14 protein-coding genes are annotated in these 16,185 nt (G+C 65.6%); 6 read left to right on the top strand and 8 right to left on the bottom strand.

Annotated elements, in window-relative coordinates:
* Positions 1-77 precede the first annotated feature (77 nt).
* The 6 genes from EAH76_RS01190 to EAH76_RS01165 all read right to left on the bottom strand — a co-directional run bounded on the left by EAH76_RS01190 (position 78) and on the right by EAH76_RS01165 (position 5,618).
* Positions 78-1,178, bottom strand: coding sequence for a hypothetical protein (locus EAH76_RS01190; RefSeq protein ID WP_140846913.1), 1,101 nt, complete (start codon positions 1,176-1,178; stop codon positions 78-80).
* Positions 1,178-1,780 (bottom strand): hypothetical protein, encoded by a 603-nt coding sequence (locus tag EAH76_RS01185; RefSeq protein WP_140846911.1) that lies wholly within the window; start codon positions 1,778-1,780, stop codon positions 1,178-1,180. Before EAH76_RS01185 ends, EAH76_RS01190 begins: the two co-directional genes overlap by 1 nt.
* 126 nt (positions 1,781-1,906) lie before the next feature.
* Complete coding sequence (locus EAH76_RS01180) at positions 1,907-2,473, bottom strand: peptidoglycan-binding protein (protein WP_140846909.1); 567 nt, start codon at positions 2,471-2,473, stop codon at positions 1,907-1,909.
* A gap of 36 nt (positions 2,474-2,509) precedes the next feature.
* On the bottom strand, positions 2,510-2,746 hold the full coding sequence (locus EAH76_RS01175) for a hypothetical protein (protein ID WP_140846907.1): 237 nt from the start codon (positions 2,744-2,746) through the stop codon (positions 2,510-2,512).
* Between the two features lie 155 nt (positions 2,747-2,901).
* The gene (locus EAH76_RS01170) at positions 2,902-4,200 is read right to left on the bottom strand and encodes an amidohydrolase family protein (RefSeq protein WP_140846904.1); all 1,299 of its coding nucleotides are present in this window, start codon (positions 4,198-4,200) and stop codon (positions 2,902-2,904) included.
* The gene (locus EAH76_RS01165; protein WP_140846902.1) at positions 4,197-5,618 is read right to left on the bottom strand and encodes an amidohydrolase; all 1,422 of its coding nucleotides are present in this window, start codon (positions 5,616-5,618) and stop codon (positions 4,197-4,199) included. Before EAH76_RS01165 ends, EAH76_RS01170 begins: the two co-directional genes overlap by 4 nt.
* A 183-nt stretch (positions 5,619-5,801) precedes the next feature.
* Here EAH76_RS01165 and EAH76_RS01160 point away from each other — a divergent pair, with 183 nt between their 5' ends.
* The gene (locus EAH76_RS01160) at positions 5,802-6,167 is read left to right on the top strand and encodes a hypothetical protein (protein WP_140846900.1); all 366 of its coding nucleotides are present in this window, start codon (positions 5,802-5,804) and stop codon (positions 6,165-6,167) included.
* An 18-nt stretch (positions 6,168-6,185) separates the two neighbouring features.
* Here EAH76_RS01160 and EAH76_RS01155 read toward each other — a convergent pair whose 3' ends face one another.
* Both EAH76_RS01155 and EAH76_RS01150 read right to left on the bottom strand, forming a co-directional pair.
* A complete protein-coding gene (locus EAH76_RS01155; RefSeq protein ID WP_140846898.1) occupies positions 6,186-6,878 on the bottom strand; it encodes a hypothetical protein in 693 nt (230 codons plus the stop codon).
* Between the two features lie 4 nt (positions 6,879-6,882).
* On the bottom strand, positions 6,883-8,079 hold the full coding sequence (locus tag EAH76_RS01150) for a toxic anion resistance protein (RefSeq protein ID WP_140846896.1): 1,197 nt from the start codon (positions 8,077-8,079) through the stop codon (positions 6,883-6,885).
* Between the two features lie 172 nt (positions 8,080-8,251).
* Between EAH76_RS01150 and EAH76_RS01145 the strand changes: the two genes are divergently transcribed.
* The 5 genes from EAH76_RS01145 to EAH76_RS24235 all read left to right on the top strand — a co-directional run bounded on the left by EAH76_RS01145 (position 8,252) and on the right by EAH76_RS24235 (position 16,115).
* Entirely contained in the window at positions 8,252-10,624 is a 2,373-nt protein-coding gene (locus EAH76_RS01145; protein WP_140846894.1) for a TonB-dependent receptor, read from the top strand.
* 248 nt (positions 10,625-10,872) lie between these two features.
* Positions 10,873-12,714 carry a translational GTPase TypA gene (gene typA, locus EAH76_RS01135; RefSeq protein WP_140846889.1) on the top strand — a complete coding sequence of 614 codons (1,842 nt, stop codon included), beginning with the start codon at positions 10,873-10,875 and terminating at the stop codon, positions 12,712-12,714.
* A 220-nt stretch (positions 12,715-12,934) separates the two neighbouring features.
* Positions 12,935-14,128, top strand: coding sequence for an XRE family transcriptional regulator (locus EAH76_RS01130; RefSeq protein ID WP_140846887.1), 1,194 nt, complete (start codon positions 12,935-12,937; stop codon positions 14,126-14,128).
* Complete coding sequence (locus EAH76_RS01125; protein ID WP_140846885.1) at positions 14,128-14,622, top strand: DUF4411 family protein; 495 nt, start codon at positions 14,128-14,130, stop codon at positions 14,620-14,622. The genes EAH76_RS01130 and EAH76_RS01125 overlap by 1 nt, the downstream gene beginning before the upstream one ends.
* A gap of 617 nt (positions 14,623-15,239) precedes the next feature.
* On the top strand, positions 15,240-16,115 hold the full coding sequence (locus tag EAH76_RS24235) for a hypothetical protein (RefSeq protein WP_194150920.1): 876 nt from the start codon (positions 15,240-15,242) through the stop codon (positions 16,113-16,115).
* The last annotated feature ends 70 nt before the right edge of the window (positions 16,116-16,185 follow it).

Raw genomic sequence — 16,185 nt, 5'->3', positions numbered from 1 at the left:
CTGCATAACGCTTCGATTGGGCGCATATAGCGCGCGCGGCGCGATCCGTCAAGATCGGGGGACACGGCGGCCGCCCGTCACGTCTTTTCCTTGCTCTTCGCTCCGCGCTTGGCGAGCGCGTCGAGCATGTCGGGAACGAGCGTCTCGGCAAAGCCTGCGATGAATGCCCAGATGAACAGCTTGAACAGATCGGACGGCTCGGCGAGCCCGAGGCCGTTCTGCACCGCGCCGAGGATCGGTTGTCGCGGGGCTTCGCCGCCGCCGCTACGAGACGTCGTCATGCTCGCGGCGACATACGCCTTTTCCGCGTCACGCGCCTCGGTCAGCGTAAGGGCGGCAAGGTCGCGTTCGCGCGCGCAGTCGACCGCCGCATCGGGCGCGGCGGATGGGTTCGGGGTCGGCGTGGCAGCCGCCGCCGCCGCATTGTCGGGCGCGGTGGCGTCGCTATCGGTCGTATTCGTGTCGGTCCCCGCGACCGGATCGACGGGCGAAGCGGCATTATCTGCCGGATCAGCCGCGCGCGTCGGTGCAGCGCTCGGCGGGGCAGGGTGCGCCGTGCGACACGCGGTTGCGCGCTTCTGCTGATCCGCCGCGGCCGCCTGTGCGGCCAGCATCTTGTCATGCAACGCCTCGACCGAAAGCCGGAAGCTCGGCGCGATGCCGCCCGTCAGGCCGATCGCCATTGGCAGCCCCGACGCGAACAGCGCGTACATCACCAGCCCGAACGCATTGGACGACATCAATGCGATGGCGAGTCCGTTGATTCCCGACCCGAGCGTCGCGAGTGCGTAGATCGCGTCGGCGCCGACGCTGGGGCCGATGTCCTCGTCCCTGATCCGGCGGCCGATGCTGATCAACGCGCCGACGCGCGCCATCAGCAGCAGCAGGACGATGCCGCAAAGGAACCCCCGATTTTCCGCGATCGTGATGAACAGCGCGCTCGCTGCGCAGATGGCCAGGAGCGCGATCGCGCTGCTGGCCAGGCTCCAGAGATACCGCCCGAGCAGCCATGCCTGGATCTGGCTCACCGCGGTTTCGCGCGCCATGCTGACGATCCGCGCCCCCTGGATGAAGCTGAGCATCGCCTGCATGTCGCGCCGCTTGAGCGCGATCTCGCTGGGGCTGGGAGTGGGGCTGGGGCTGTGAGTGGGGCTGGGGATGGAGCTGGAATCGGGCATCAGTGGTCCTCCGGCGGGGTGCCGCCCGGCGCGGCCTCGGCAGGATTTTCGATCGTGGGGCTGGGGGATTGCTCGGCGGCGGTGGGGAGTGTGCCATCGGTTTGGCCCAGGTCTGACGCATCTGCGGCCGCAAGCAGCGCCGACTGGTCGCGCCGCAGCGCCGCCTCTCGCGCGGCGGCATCCTTGGCGAGCGCCGCGTGGTCGAGCGCTGGAGGGCCGTCGTCGACTTCGGGCGCCGGTGCGCCGGCTTCCGCGGGTGTGGGCGTTGGCGTCGTCGGGGATGGCGTGGTCGCGGATGGCGGCGCCTTGGCGGGCCCGGCAAGCGATGCTGGCGACCACGTCCTATGTGCGGCTATCGCGGCGGGCCCGACGACCCGATCGAACCGCTCGCGCACCACCCAATAGGTGCGATCGATCAGATCGTCGCTCAGCGCATCGACGAGCCGGGTTTCGACCCCCATCAGTTCGGGAAAGGCCGCTGTGGCGCAGGGCGTCTGATCGTCGCGAGACTCGGTCAGCTTCGCCAGCAGGGCATCGGCATTGGCTGGCGCGAAGCCGACGATCTGCGCGTGGAGATAATCGGCATACGCCTGGCGGGCCACGGCCTGATCGCAGGCGCGTACCGGTGGAACGTCGCCGCGTACCCACCGCCAGAAGCTCTCCATGTCCATCCGACCTCCCCAGTTTCAATCTGCTGCGCACCCCGCCACGGTGCGGATCGGCCGGCGCTAGAGACCGAGGGCGTGCACCAGATCGGGCGTGATCTGCGGCGTCGCGGCGAGCCCCCGCGCGGCGCGAAACGCGAGGATCGCGAGCCGTGTCGCCGGGCCGACGACGCCGTCGGGCGACCCGGGATCGTAGCCCGCCGCAACCAGTGCGCTCTGCACCTTCCATTCGGTGGCATGCTCGACGGGGGCCGCGCCGATGACGAACGGCCAGATCTTCGCGAACCAGGCGCGACGCTGCGTCAGCCCGATCAGTCCGCCGTTGATGCCGTGCGTGATCGCCTCGATATCGTTATTGTCCGCCGCGACATTGAGGTGTCTGGCGTTCCATTCGAGCAGCGCAGGCTTGAGCGCATGCGCCGGATCGACGACGAGATCGGGCTGACCCTCGAAATCGACGTGACATTGCGCGCCGAAGTGCGCGTAGGAGGCGCGACCCGTGGTCTGCAGCACGCCGCGTCCGCGATAGCGCCATCCGTCCTGCGTCTCGGGCGGGCCGTTCCCCATCCGCTTGCCATAGACGAGGCTGAACAGCGCTACGCCGCCATCGATCGCGCATTGATCGGCCATCGCGATGCAGGCGGCGCGATTGGCGAAATAGCGGTGTCAATTCCCCCAATCCCACATCGCCGCGAGATTCTTCGCCGAATAGCGGCCGCTCTCGGTGAGGATCGTCAGTGCGCCGGTTTCGTGGAGCGCCTGCGCCAGGAAATGCGCGAGCCGCAACGGGGTGACGATCCCCGCCGCAGCCATCAGCCCGGCGGGGTCGGCAAAGGCGCCCACATAAGCGGGCTTGGCGTTCGGTGCGAACTTCGCCACGATTTCGTCAGCCCGAACCGCCATGATATTCCCCCCTGCCGCCAGATAAATCTGGGCGGAAAGGGGTGATAAATCAATGGATTAGCGGATGATTTAGCATGAGATCATTAATAGATTTAGGTTGTTCTGCGGTTTCATTGAGTAATGTTAGCTAAAATCATCGGCAATACTGTTTTCTGTCAGCGTTCGTACGCCTTGGGCAGCGCGCCTTCCTGCGGCACCATATAGCGTTCGCGCAGCGCGTCTTGTCGCGTCCGCAGCGGCTGCTTGATGCCGTCGATATAGACCGCCGCCACCGCGCTGCCGAGTTCGAGCGGATCGCCCTCCCAGATCACCACGTCGCCGCGCCGGCCGGCGCGGAGCGAGCCGATCTCGTCGCCCATCCCGATCGCCTCGGCCGGGACCGAGCTGATCGCGGCGAACGCGGCGTTCCAGTCGAGCCCGGTCGCGCCGGGCACCTTGGTCAGTGCGACGAGGTTGCCGGCATATTGCTTTTCGAGCCGCGCCTGGCGCGCCTCGTCGTCGTTGATCGTGCCGATCCCGACGAGGACGCCCGCCGCCTTCATCCGCCCGACGTTCGACTGCGTCGCGCCGATCTGGTCGAAGCTCGCGGGCAGATCGCTCAGCGCCGAGGCGATCACGGGAATGCGCGCAGCGGCGATCTGCTGCGCGACCATCCAGCCTTCGCCGGCGCCGACGAAGACGAGCTTTAACGCCGGATAGTCGCGCTTGAGGTCGAGCAAGGCGAGCATGTCGGACGCGCGTTCGACATGGACGAGCAGCGGCATCCGCCCCTCGGCGACCGGCACCAGCGCGGCCGCATCGGCGCGGGTCAGCAAGGCGTTCTTGCCCTGGTCGAGATAATGGGCGGGATCGCGCGCATAATCGCGCGCCTGCGTCATCGCGTTGCGGAAGGCGATCAGCGCGGCGGGGCGGCTGCCGCCAGCGGCGCGTCCGCCGGTTTCGCCATATTCCATGAACTGGAAGGCGCGCGCACGCGTGATCGGCAAACGGTCGGCGCCGAGATCGATCACGGCGCCCATCCCGGCGAAGATCGAACCGGCGATATCAGGCGCGACGATCGCGCGCGTGATCCCCTCGGCGCGGTTGAGCGGGATCGACGAGGTGCTCGGGTTGACCGCGGGCGCGATGTCGATCGCCGCATGGAACGGGCTGGTGCGCGCATCGGCGTCGTTGGTCTCGTCGACGCCATCGACCTCGACGATCCCCATCCGGGTGAAGCCCGCGACGATCCCCGGCGTGACCCAGCGCCCGCCGGCATCGACTGTCGCCGTGCCCGCCGGCACCGCGACCGAGCGGCCCGCCGCGACGACGCGCCCGTCGCGGACGATCACCGTGCCGCCGTCGATCGGCGCCGAGCCGTCACCGATGACGAGTTTGGCGTTGGTGATCGCGACCGACTGTGCCGCGGCGGGCGCAGCGAGGAAGGCGGCGCTGAGGAGCAGGAGGCGCTTCACTTGGTATCTCCCGCACCGGGCTGGCCGAGTTCGAAATCGGAAACGGGGCGGCGTTTCGGATCGTTCGCGTCGTAGAGCAGCGCCCCGTCGATCCACACCTTCTCAGGGCGCGTATAGACGCTGAACGGATTGCCGTTCCACAGCACCACGTCGGCCATCTTGCCGGGCTTGAGGCTGCCGGTCTTGTCGGCAATGCCGAGCGCCTTGGCCGGATTGTAGGTCAGCCATTCCCACGCCACCGCGTCGGAAATGTCGATCCCGGCATGGCGGCCGCTGGCGAGTGCCTTGGCGACTTCCTGGTTGAGCCGCTGGATGCCGTTGGGATCGTCCGAATGGATCATCGCACACGCGCCGTTCTTCTGCAGCAGCGCGAGATTTTCCGCGATCGCGTCGTACGACTCCATCTTGAAGCCCCACCAGTCGGACCACACCGCCGCGCAGGTGCCGTTTTCCTTCAGGATGTCGGCGATCTTGTACGCTTCGACCGCATGGTGGAACGCGCTGACGTGGTAGCCGAACTCCTTCGCCATATCCATGACGATGGCCATTTCATCGGCGCGGTAGCAATGGTTCTGGACGAGGATCTCGCCGCCCAGCACGCCCGCCAGCGTATCCATCGCGATGTCGCGGCCGGGGGGATCGCCGCCGTCCTTCTCGTATTTGTCCCATTTGCGTTTGTATTCGGCCGCCTTCGCCCAGGTCTGGCGATCGACCGCGATATTGCCCATCCGCGTCGAGGGTTCGCGACCCTTGCTGCCATAGACGCGCTTGGGGTTCTCGCCGCACGCCATCTTGAGGCCGTAGGGCGCGCCGGGGAATTTCATCCCCTGTTCGGTGCGGGCATAGACGTTCTTCACCACCACCGAGCGGCCGCCCATCAGATTGGCCGAGCCGGGCAGGATCTGCAGCGTGGTGACGCCGCCATTGGCGAGCGCGCGGCTGAAGCCGGGGTCCTGCGGCCAGACGCTGTGTTCAGCCCAGACGTCGGCGGTGACCGGGCCGGTCGCTTCGTTGCCGTCCGAATTCGCCTCGACCGCGGGGGAGGGATAGTCGCCGAGGTGGCTATGGATATCGACGATGCCGGGGGTCAGCGTCTTGCCGGTGCCGTCGATCACGGTCGCGCCGGCGGGGGCGGCGATGCTTTGCCCTACGCTCACGATCTTGCCGTCGGCGAACAGCGCCGAGCCATCGTCGATCCGCGCGCCTTCGCCGTCGAAGATCGTGACGTGGATGACGAGCGTCGGGGCGCCGGGATAGGCCTTGTAGGTCGAGGGGAAGGGATCGTGCGCATAGCCCTTGCCCGCGCCAGGACCAGACTTGCTCGGCTTGGCAGACGCGCTCTGCGGGCGTTTGCCATCGCTTGCACAGCCTGCGAGCAAGGCGGCGAGCGCCACCGTGGTCCATCCGATACGCTTCATGCGGCCCCCTTGATGCGCCTTGGGCGCTGTATTGGTCGAGTAATCCAGGAGCAGGGCGACGCTGTCAATCGCGGGGCGGCAGGTCCCGCGGTTTTCATGCGAGGCTTTGCGCGTGCGGCGTGCTGGCGTAGGGGGCCGGGATGCGGTCTGCCTCGTGCGTTTGCGACCGCCGATCGAGGGTCGATGTTCCACGTAGAGTATGACCGGCGCACCAACTGTCTCAACCTGCGCGTCGCAGGGTTCTGGAAGCCCGAAGACGTCACCGATTTCGCGCGCGAAGTGGGTCTCAAGGCGCTTGCCGCCAAGGCGATCCGCGGCGATTTCGACGCCTGTGTCGAATCGCTCGATTTTCCGGTTCAAGCGATGGACGTCGCCGATCTGCTGTCGCAGATCATGCGCGGCGGGATGGCGATGACCACCGGCCGCGCCGCTGTCGTGGTGGGCAGCCAGCTCAACAAGGCGCAGGCCGAGCGTACGCTGGTCAACCCGCGCTTGCGGGTGTTCATGACGATGGCGGCGGCGCGGGCGTGGCTTGCCGAACCCGTCTGACGCACGGGACGCGCGTGGCTAGACTTCGTCGCGATACTTGATTTCGAGGAAGCGGCCGCGTGTTTCGAGCGAATCGAGATCGCCTTGCGCGATCTGCGCCGACATCTCGCCGATCTCGCTGTCGATCAGCCGGAGCGCGTCGGCGAGCTGCGCATCGGGGCTCTTGCCGTTGCGCGCGACGCCGCGCAGCGGGGGCGGGACCTTGGCATAGCCTTTGAGCAGTTCGGGGAGTTGCTCGCCGATCAGCTTGCGCACCTCGATCGCGACGGGTTCGCCCTCGTCGAGGCTCGCGAGTTGTGGCGACAGCGTTTCAAGCCGCACGCCGATGCCGTCTACCAAGGTCTGCGCAGGCGCGGGGAGCAGCTTGCGCTGCGTGTCGAGCCATTGCTCGGTCTTGGCCGGCAGCGCCTTGAGCGGGACTTGCGTCAGTTGCTCGACGCGCACCGCCGGGGTCAGCGTCGCGAAGAGCAGGAACGCGGTCACCGCCATCATCAGCAAGCCGATGAGCAACGCGCCCCCCATGCCGAGCGGCACGAACCAGCCGACCGCGATCGCCGCGACGATGATCGCGAGATCGGCCGTGCCTGCAAGCGCAAGGCGGCGCGTGACGCTCACGCCCTGGCGGCGGCGCGTGGCGAGCGCCTGGCGCTCGGCGCGGGTGCGGTCGAGCAAATCCCCGGCGCGCGCGATCTGGCGGTCGACATCGCTCACGTGCTTACAGCGCCTCCAGCTTGAAGGTCTCGCCACCCGCGCCGGCATTCTGCGCAGCGCCTTGCGCGCGGGCGATGTAGCCCTTCGATTTCTCGACTTCGTTCGATAGCGTGCCGACCGTGCTCTTCATCGAATCGAGCGCCTTCAGCTTGAAGGTGTCGATCGCGTCCATCGTATCATAGATGTTCTGGAACGCGCGCTGGAGTGTCTCGACCGGGATCGTCGCGGCGGCGGCCTGTTCGTGGATCGTCGCGGTCTGCGACTTGAGCAGCTTGCCGGTCGCATCGATGATGTTGGCCGTCGTCGTGTTGAGCGCGGTAATCTGGTCGAGCACGAGCTTCTGGTTGGCGAGCGCCTGCGCCACCGTCACCGCGGTGCGCAAAGCGCTGACCGTCGTGGTCGAGGCGCGATCGACGCCCTTCACCAGCTCGACATTGTTCTTCTTGACCAGATCGAGCGCGAGATAGCCCTGCACCGTCACCGCCATTTGCGTCAGCAGATCCTGCGTGCGCTGGCGGACGTAGAACAGCGCGCTCTCGCGCAGCGCCTTGGCCTTGGCGGGGTCGGTATGGTCGAGATCGTTGGCCTTGTCCTCGAGCCGGGCGTCCATTTCCTTCGACAGCACGATCATCTGTTCGAGCCGGCCCATCGCGGCCCACAGATTGGCGCGCTCGGTGTCGATCGCGGCATTGTCCATCAGCAGCTCGTCCTTGCCGCGCGCGAGCGTCTTGAGGATGGCCGAGATGTGCGATTGCGAGGAGCGATATTTGTCGAAATAGGTGTTGATCCCGCCGCCGAACACCTTGCTCAGCATGCCGCGGCCCGAGAGCAATTTGCTGTTCACCGAAGGATCGAGCTTTTCGATCGTGCGGCGCAGTTCGGTCAGATCGGCGCCGACTCCGCTCTCGCCGTCCATCGCCTTGACCGGGCGATCGAGGAAGCGGTTCGACTGGTCGGCGGCGGCGCGGATTTCCTTCTGGCCCATCGCAGCGATCGCATCGACGCGCTTGCCGAATTCGGGGCTGTTGACGTCCTGCGCGACGAGATCGTCGACGAACCCGGCGACCTTGGTCTGCAACTGTGTCCGCACAGCGTCATCGACCGGCACCAGGCCGATCGCTTTTTCGGGCGCGACCACGGGTACGGGGTCGGGCGGCGTCAGGACCAGCGCGGTCGCTTCGGTGTCGGCAGCGGTCGCCATGTCTTCCCTCCAGGCAATGTCGCTCCCTAGATGAAGGGGATCGCGTCGCGGTTCAAGTGTGTCATCATGGTAATACGCATATGGTCACACAAGCGTAACGAAAAAGACGCGAACCCGACGCAGCTTGGCCGTACCGCGCCGCATCAAGATACAAAAAAACAGGGGTTCTGTGATGCGTCGTTCCGTTTCGTTCGGGTTTGCCGGCATTTTGCTCGGTTGCACCTCCACCGCCGCGCTTGCGCAGTCGACGGTTCAGCCGAGCGCTCCCGAGGAAGGCGGCGACATCGTCGTCACCGCGCAGAAGCGCGAGCAGAAGATCCAGGACGTGCCGATCACCGTCACCGCGCTGACCGGCGCGAAGATGGAGGAGCTTGGCGTCAACTCGCTCGCCGAGATGGCGATGTACGTGCCGGGCCTGCGCATCCAGGAGCAGAGCGACAACAACCCCGGCTTCGTGATCCGCGGCATCACCTCGGACAGCGGCTCGGCGCAGCAGGGCGCGCGCGTTTCGATCTATTATAACGGCGTCGATATCTCGCGCACGCGCGGCGCGTATCAGGACACCTATGATCTCGAGCGGATCGAGGTGGTGAAGGGCCCGCAGGCGACTTTGTTCGGCACCGCCTCGGCGGTCGGCGCGGTCAACATCATCTCGGCGCAGCCGCGTGCGGGGACCTCGGCCGGGATCATCGGCTCCTATGGCAATTACAATCGCGGTCAGGTGTCGGGCTTCGTCAATGTCGGCAACGACACGCTGTCGGGGCGGCTCGCCTTCGCGTACAGATATCATGACGGTTTCGTCCGCAACATCGCGGGCGACGCGAGCGTGCCCAACCAGAACCAGGGCAAGATCAAGCAGGACGATCTCAACGGCCAGGACCAGCGCGGCCTTCGCGGTTCGCTGCGCTGGGCGCCGACCGATGCGATCACCGCGAGCCTCGTCCTGACCTATGATGGCCAGCGCAACCCAGGCACCGCTTTCCGCTCGCGTGCTTTGGCACCGACCGGCGGCAATGGCGGCGATTACAGCTATGCCGAACTGTCGGGCTCGCCGTACAGCGCATCGGTGCTCGGCGCGGCCAAGCTCGGGCTCAAGCGCGACGTGTACGATGCCAACCTCACGCTCGCCTGGGAGCTCGCGCCGGGCGTGACCTTCACCACCGTCAACGGCTATCGCAAGTTCAACAGCAACGAAGTGTTCGATGCCGATGGCGGCCCGGCCTGGTATCTCGAATTCGCCGAGGATGCGCGCGGCGACCAGTGGAGCCATGAAGGCCGCTTCAACTTCTCGGGTGACAAGTATCGCGCCTCGTTCGGCTGGAACGGTTTCTTCGAGAACAACCTCCAACGCGTGCCCTTCTCGACCGAGGAGGGGACCTATCTCGGCTGCTCGGTCGCGGCGGCCTATGCCGGCGTGCGCGCCGCGCTGGCCGCAAACGGCGTGTCGGGCTGCGTCGCGGCGAACGGCACGGTGACCGCCGCTAATGCCACGCGCGTGCTGACGCGCGGCGCGGCGACGGCGATCCCATACAGCTCGGAATTCACCAATTACGGCACCAACGACACCTATTCGGTATTCGCCGACGGGACCTACATTCCGACGCCGCGGCTCGAACTGACGGCGGGCGCACGCCTGCTGATCGAGCAGCGCAAGTCGGGCTACAGCTCGGTCCAGCCCAATTCGGTGATCCTGGCGTCGCTTGGGGTGAAGAGCAGCCTGCTCGGCACCGTCAGCACCGGCGGCACGATCTTCACCGCGCAGCGCAGCTTCACCGCGATCCTGCCGCGCTTCAACGCGCTCTACCGCGTGAGCGACAGCATCAACCTCTACGCGACGATCAGCAAGGGCCGCCGCTCGCCGGTGGTGCAGCTCGCCGCGCAGACGGTCGGCGGCGTCGTCGTACCGAACCTGCAGATCGTTCCCGACGAAGTCGTGTGGAACTATGAGGGCGGCATCAAGGGCAAGATCGGGCCGTTCACCGGATCGCTCGGCGTGTTCTACCAGGCGTATAACGGCTTCCAGGTCTCGGTGACCAACAATGGTGTCACCACCACGCAGAGCGCAGGCAAGGCGAACAACCCGGGCGCCGAGTTCGAGGGCAATCTGAAGGTCGGCCGCTTCCTCCAGCTGTTCGGCAATTTCGCCTATGTCGACGGCAAGATCGCCAACAACGCGTCGTACGGCGTCTATTCGGGCGACCAGTTCCGGCTCCAGCCGAAATACAGCGCTTCGGGCGGCGCGACGCTGCGCGTGCCCGCGGGCGACCTGATCTTCTATGCGACGCCGTCGGCAACGTACCAGAGCAAGCAGTATTTCGAGCTGCCGAATTCGGAGGCGATCAGCCAGGGCGGTTATACGCTGGTCAACGTCCGTGCCGGCGTCGAGCTTATGCAGGGCAAATACCGGATCGGTGGCTTCGCGCGTAATGCGTTCGACAAGAAGTATCTGATCGACGCGGGCAACACCGGCGGCGGCTTCGGCATCCCGACCTACATCCGCGGCGAGCCGCGCGTGTATGGCGTGGAAGTCGCGGGCAAGTTCTGAACCTTTGAGAGCCCCTCCCCTTCAGGGGAGGGGTTGGGGTGGGGACGTGACTGCAGCCGTTGGTCTCGGTGAGACCCGGCCCCACCCCCAACCCCTCCCCTGAAGGGGAGGGGCTTAGGTGTTCGCGCATCCGGGTCGCCAAACCGTCCACGGCAGGGATGCCCCCAAAAAACCACCCCCCTTTCCGCGACGCACCATTTGCGCTAGGGGCCCAACGCAATCATTCCTCACTTCATCGAGCTATATTCATGAGCCTCCGCAATGTGGCCATCATCGCACACGTCGATCATGGTAAGACAACCCTCGTCGACCAGCTGTTCCGCCAGTCCGGCACCTTCCGCGACAACCAGCGCGTCGAAGAGCGTGCGATGGACTCGAACGATCTCGAAAAAGAGCGCGGAATCACCATTCTCGCCAAGCCGACCTCGGTCGACTGGACCCCGCCGGGTGAATCCGAGAGCATCCGCATCAACATCGTCGACACCCCCGGCCACGCCGATTTCGGCGGCGAGGTCGAGCGGATCCTGAGCATGGTCGACGGCGTCGTCCTGCTGGTCGATTCGTCGGAAGGCGCGATGCCGCAGACCAAGTTCGTCACCGGCAAGGCGCTCGCGCTCGGCCTCAAGCCGATCGTCGTCGTCAACAAGGTCGACCGTAACGACGCGCGCATCCAGGAAGTGCTCGACGAAGTGTTCGACCTATTCGTGTCGCTCGACGCCAATGACGAGCAGCTCGATTTCCCCGTGCTCTACGCATCGGGCCGCAACGGCTATGCCTCGACCGACATGGACGCGCGCGAAGGCACGCTGATCCCGATGTTCGAGACGATCGTGAAGCACGTCCCCGCACCGAAGGTCGAAGTCGCCGGCGTGCCCTTCACCTTCCTCGTCACGCTGCTCGACCGCGACCCCTTCTTGGGCCGCATCCTCACCGGCCGCGTCAACTCGGGCGTGGTCAAGCTCAACCAGCCGATCCACGCGCTCGATAACGACGGCAAGATCGTCGAGACCGGCCGTGCGTCGAAGATCATGTCGTTCCGCGGGCTCGACCGCGTTCCCGTCGACGAAGCCAAGGCCGGCGACATCATCAGCCTCGCCGGTCTTTCGGTGGCAACGGTTGCCGACACGATCGCCGACATCACGGTCAGCGAGCCGCTCCACGCCCAGCCGATCGATCCGCCCACGCTGTCGATGCGCTTTGCCGTCAACGATTCGCCGATGGCGGGTCGCGAGGGCACCAAGGTGACGAGCCGCATGATCCGCGAGCGGCTGTTCCGCGAGGCCGAGTCGAACGTCGCCGTCAAGGTGACCGAAGCCTCGGACAAGGACAGCTTCGAAGTCGCCGGCCGCGGCGAGCTTCAGCTCGGCGTCCTGATCGAGACGATGCGCCGCGAAGGCTTCGAGCTCGGCATCAGCCGCCCGCGCGTGCTGTTCAGCGAAGACGAGCAGGGTAACAAGACCGAGCCGTACGAGACCGTCATCATCGACGTCGACGAGGAATATTCGGGCACGGTCGTCGAGAAGATGAACCTGCGCAAGGCCGAGATGACCGACATGCGGCCCTCGACCGGCGGCAAGACGCGCATCACCTTCTCCGCCCCCTCGCGCGGCATGATCGGCTATCACGGCGAGTTCCTGTCGGACACGCGCGGCACCGGCATCATGAACCGGCTGTTCGAGAAGTACGGCCCGCACAAGGGCAACATCGAAGGCCGCAAGAACGGCGTGCTGATCTCGAACGGGTCGGGCGAAGCCAATAACTACGCGCTGGGTCCGCTCGAAGAGCGCGGCATCCTGTTCGTCGGCCACGGCGAGGCGCTGTACGAGGGCATGATCGTCGGCGAGAACGCCAAGCCCGACGATCTCGAAGTCAACCCGATGAAGACCAAGGCGCTGACCAACTTCCGCGCCAGCGGCGGCAAGGACGACCAGGTCCGCCTGTCGCCCCCGAAGCGCGCGACGCTCGAGCAGGCGATCGCCTATATCGACGACGACGAGATGGTCGAGGTGACGCCGAAGTCGATCCGACTGCGCAAGCGCTTCCTCGATGCGAACGAGCGCAAGCGGGCGAGCCGGGCGAAGCTTAGCTAAGGCTGGTTTTGTAGGTTGGGTTTAAGGGGCCGGGCGCGAAAGCGTCCGGCCTTTTTTTGTTGGCGGACCGAAACTGACTTGTGCAGGCAGGTCGCTCTAAGCCACATTAAAGAACGATAGGGGACTTAATTCCGTGAATATCAAATGTTGGATTTCCCGGATAACAGTCAGGCCGATGATCGAGGTAGCGCGTTAACTCTCACACGTGCATGGTGTGAATGTGGCTGGTCTGAACCCTGAGATCCTGATCTGGGCGCGCGAGACGGCAGGCCTCGACAGGGAAGCGGCTGCCCGAAAAATCGACTTAAAGCCTTCCCGTGGCGTGTCCGGCGAGGAACGGCTGGCGGCCATGGAAGCTGGTAATGTCATTCCTACGGCCCCGCTGTTGCGACGCATGGCCGCGCAGTATCATCGCCCTCTTCTCACTTTCTATCTGCCTGGGGTTCCAGCGCCAGCGGAGCTTGGGCAAGATTTTAGAACGCTACCAGACCGAGGTGATCCTTCTAACGTGTTGCTTGCTACCTTGCTGCGGGATGTAAAGGCCCGGCAAGCACTTGTCCGGGAAACACTTGAAGACGACGAAGACGCAATGGATGTTGAGTTGGTCGGGGCGGCCGCCGGCACGCGCGATTCCGCCGCGCTTGCCAGTATAATTGTCGAAACTCTGGGCTTCGACCGGGTCGAATACCGGTCGCACGCCCGCGGAGAAGATGCATTCGGCTATATTCGTAGCTTGGTTGAGGCCAGAGGTGTATTTGTCCTTCTAGCTGGAGACTGCGGCCATTGGTCCACGGCGATTGAGGCAAGAATATTTCGAGGCTTCGCCATCTCGGATAAGCTAGCACCCTTCATCGTCGTGAACGATCAAGACGCAAAGGCCGCGTGGTCCTTCACGCTCTTGCACGAAGTGGCGCATCTCCTGCTGGGCGAGACCGGCGTCAGCGGCGGAGCGCCCAATGGACGCATCGAGCAACTATGCAACGACGCTGCAGCAGCAGCCCTGGTTGATCAAGCCGAGATTATCAACCTCGGTCAGCTACTACGTGGCGGCGGTGACGATGCCACTCTTATAGACGTCCTTGCCAATCGCGCGCGTATCAGCCGGTCGATGGTCGCCTACCAGTTGTTTCGGGCGGGGATCATTGGCGAGGGGCGTTGGGAAGAACTTCGGGACGCGTTTCGAGGTCAATGGCTCGCGCAAAGGGAACGGGAGCGTGAGAAAAACCGCGCCAAAGAAGGCGGGCCGAATTGGTATGTCGTCCGGCGGCACCGTCTTGGTTCGGCCATCCTCTCGGTCGCGCGACAGGGCATGGCAGACGGATCTTTGACCCCGACCCGAGCCGCTAGAATGCTCGGTGTCAAGCCGATGAACGTCTATCCACTTCTTGCTGAACCGCGGCGAGCTACGGCCTGATGCTTTACCTGCTCGACGCCAATGCGCTTATTACGGCGCACAATACTTGGTATGGGCATAGACGTGTTCCAGAGTTTTGGCGTTGGCTGATCCATCATGGGCATGGCGGAATGGTAAAGATGCCAGCGGAAATTTACGCCGAGGTTGAGGGCGGCACGGATGAACTCGCCGCATGGATGCACGACGCGGTAACAAAAAAGGCGCTGCTTCTAAACGAGCCGAGCGACCCCGCCGCAGTCCAGGCTGTACTCGAATTGTATGGTCACCCGTTAAACGAAGCCGACCTCATCACCATCGGGCAGGATCCGTTCCTGATCGCCGCGGCGCGGGGCCATGTCGATCGCTGCGTGGTGACGGCAGAGGTTTCGAAACCAACACGGACCGGCGCACGACGGCACGTTCCAGACGTGTGCGGAGACTGTGGCGTAAATTGGATGCATCCCGTAACCTTCATCGCCGACCTCAACTTTTCAACCGGCTGGGATTTGATTTAGAGAGCGCTGAGGCGCTGGGTTTGCACCAGCTTTTCTGCGACAGCCATCGTCTAGCTCCCTGATCATGCCCACACGCTGGCTCCCACGGCGCAAGTTGCGCACGGCTACCGCTTTCTTTACATTTCGCTCAAGGATTGGGCTTTGCCGGTCGACGTCAGGGCTTCGGGTTTCCGGAGCGCTTTCGCTTGACCCGGAGCGCAAAGTGTTGTCAATCATAATGAGAACAAAACATAAACAAAACGCTGTCCTACACGCCCCGAATCTGCCTACCCTCCGCGCACCAACCGCAACCGGAGGCACTGTCATGCAGAACCGCACCCCCGTCGCGCGCGAGGCGCGACCGGCTCTTCCCGAGTTCACCCCCGTCCCCGCAAATATCGCCATGACGGCTGGACGCCCGAGCGGCAGAAGGCGTTCATCGAGGCGCTCGCCGATACCGGCAGCGTCTCCCGCGCCGCGGCGATGTGCAACATGGCGCAGGCCAACGCCTATACGCTGCGCCGCGCGCCCGGCGCCGAGGCGTTGCAGGTGAATATGCCCCCGGCATATTCAGGATCGTCCGGGGGACGATCCAACCTGCAACGCGCCGCGCCTGGGATGCGGCGCTCGATTACGGCGTGCAGCGGCTGAAGGACATCGCGTTCGAGCGCGCGATCGAGGGCGAGCTCGTCCCCGTCATCGCCGCTGGCAAGGTGATCGGAGTGCCGGGTAAACCATGCCCCGCATGGTTTAGGCCCGTCCGGGGGACGGGCCGACCCGGCACTCGGCGCAAGCGCAACGATGCGCTGCTGATGTTCTGCCTGCGCCACTATGGCCAGGACGCCGAGGGGCGCCGCACAACGATCAACTATGTCAGCACGCGCGCGACGGCGGGCGCGAGCGCGGGCGGTGGTGGTGGGGCTGGGGCGAGCGCTGGTGCGACCGCTGGCGCCAGTGCCGGTGGGGGCGCGGAAGCGGGCGCGGTCGCCGAGGCGACGACCACGACGATGCGCACCACCGTCGCGGGCACGCCCGATCTCGCGGCGGTGGCGGCGCGCGGCGATGCGCTGGCGGCGTCGATCGAGGGGTTTGCCGGGGTCACGCTCGATGCCGAGGCGCAGGATGCGGTGATGGCGGCGCTCGAGTGCCTTGCCGCTCGGCGGCGTGTGGCGGTGGCGGCGCAGGAGCAGGGCGGCGAGGCGGCGGCGGATGCGGCCGAGGACGATCCCGACGTGGCGTTCGTGCGCGTGCCGCAGGGCGGGTCGGAATATCGCGGGACGCTGCTGCCGTCGGCCGAGTGCGAGGAGGATGAGTTGGTCGAGGGGATCGATCCGTTCGAGCCGCATTGGAGCGAGCATGGCGGGGATGTTCCGCTGTGGGTTTCCGAGCTGGCGAACGGGCTCGCGCCGTCGCGGGCGGTCGTCGATGCGGTGGCGGGGGAGCCGGGGGCGGGGGTGGCGGGGGATGGGGTGGCGGCGGTTAAGCGGGCGAGGCGGCGGCAGAAGGGTGGGTGAGGGGGGTATTTGCTCTCGTCTGCCACCCCGGCCTTGTGGCGGGGGCTGTGCCGTGCCGCTCGCGCCGCGA

Source organism: Sphingomonas glacialis, from assembly GCF_006439055.1.
Classification (GTDB): domain Bacteria; phylum Pseudomonadota; class Alphaproteobacteria; order Sphingomonadales; family Sphingomonadaceae; genus Sphingomonas; species Sphingomonas glacialis_A.
This window is presented reverse-complemented; position numbering and strand designations above follow the sequence as displayed.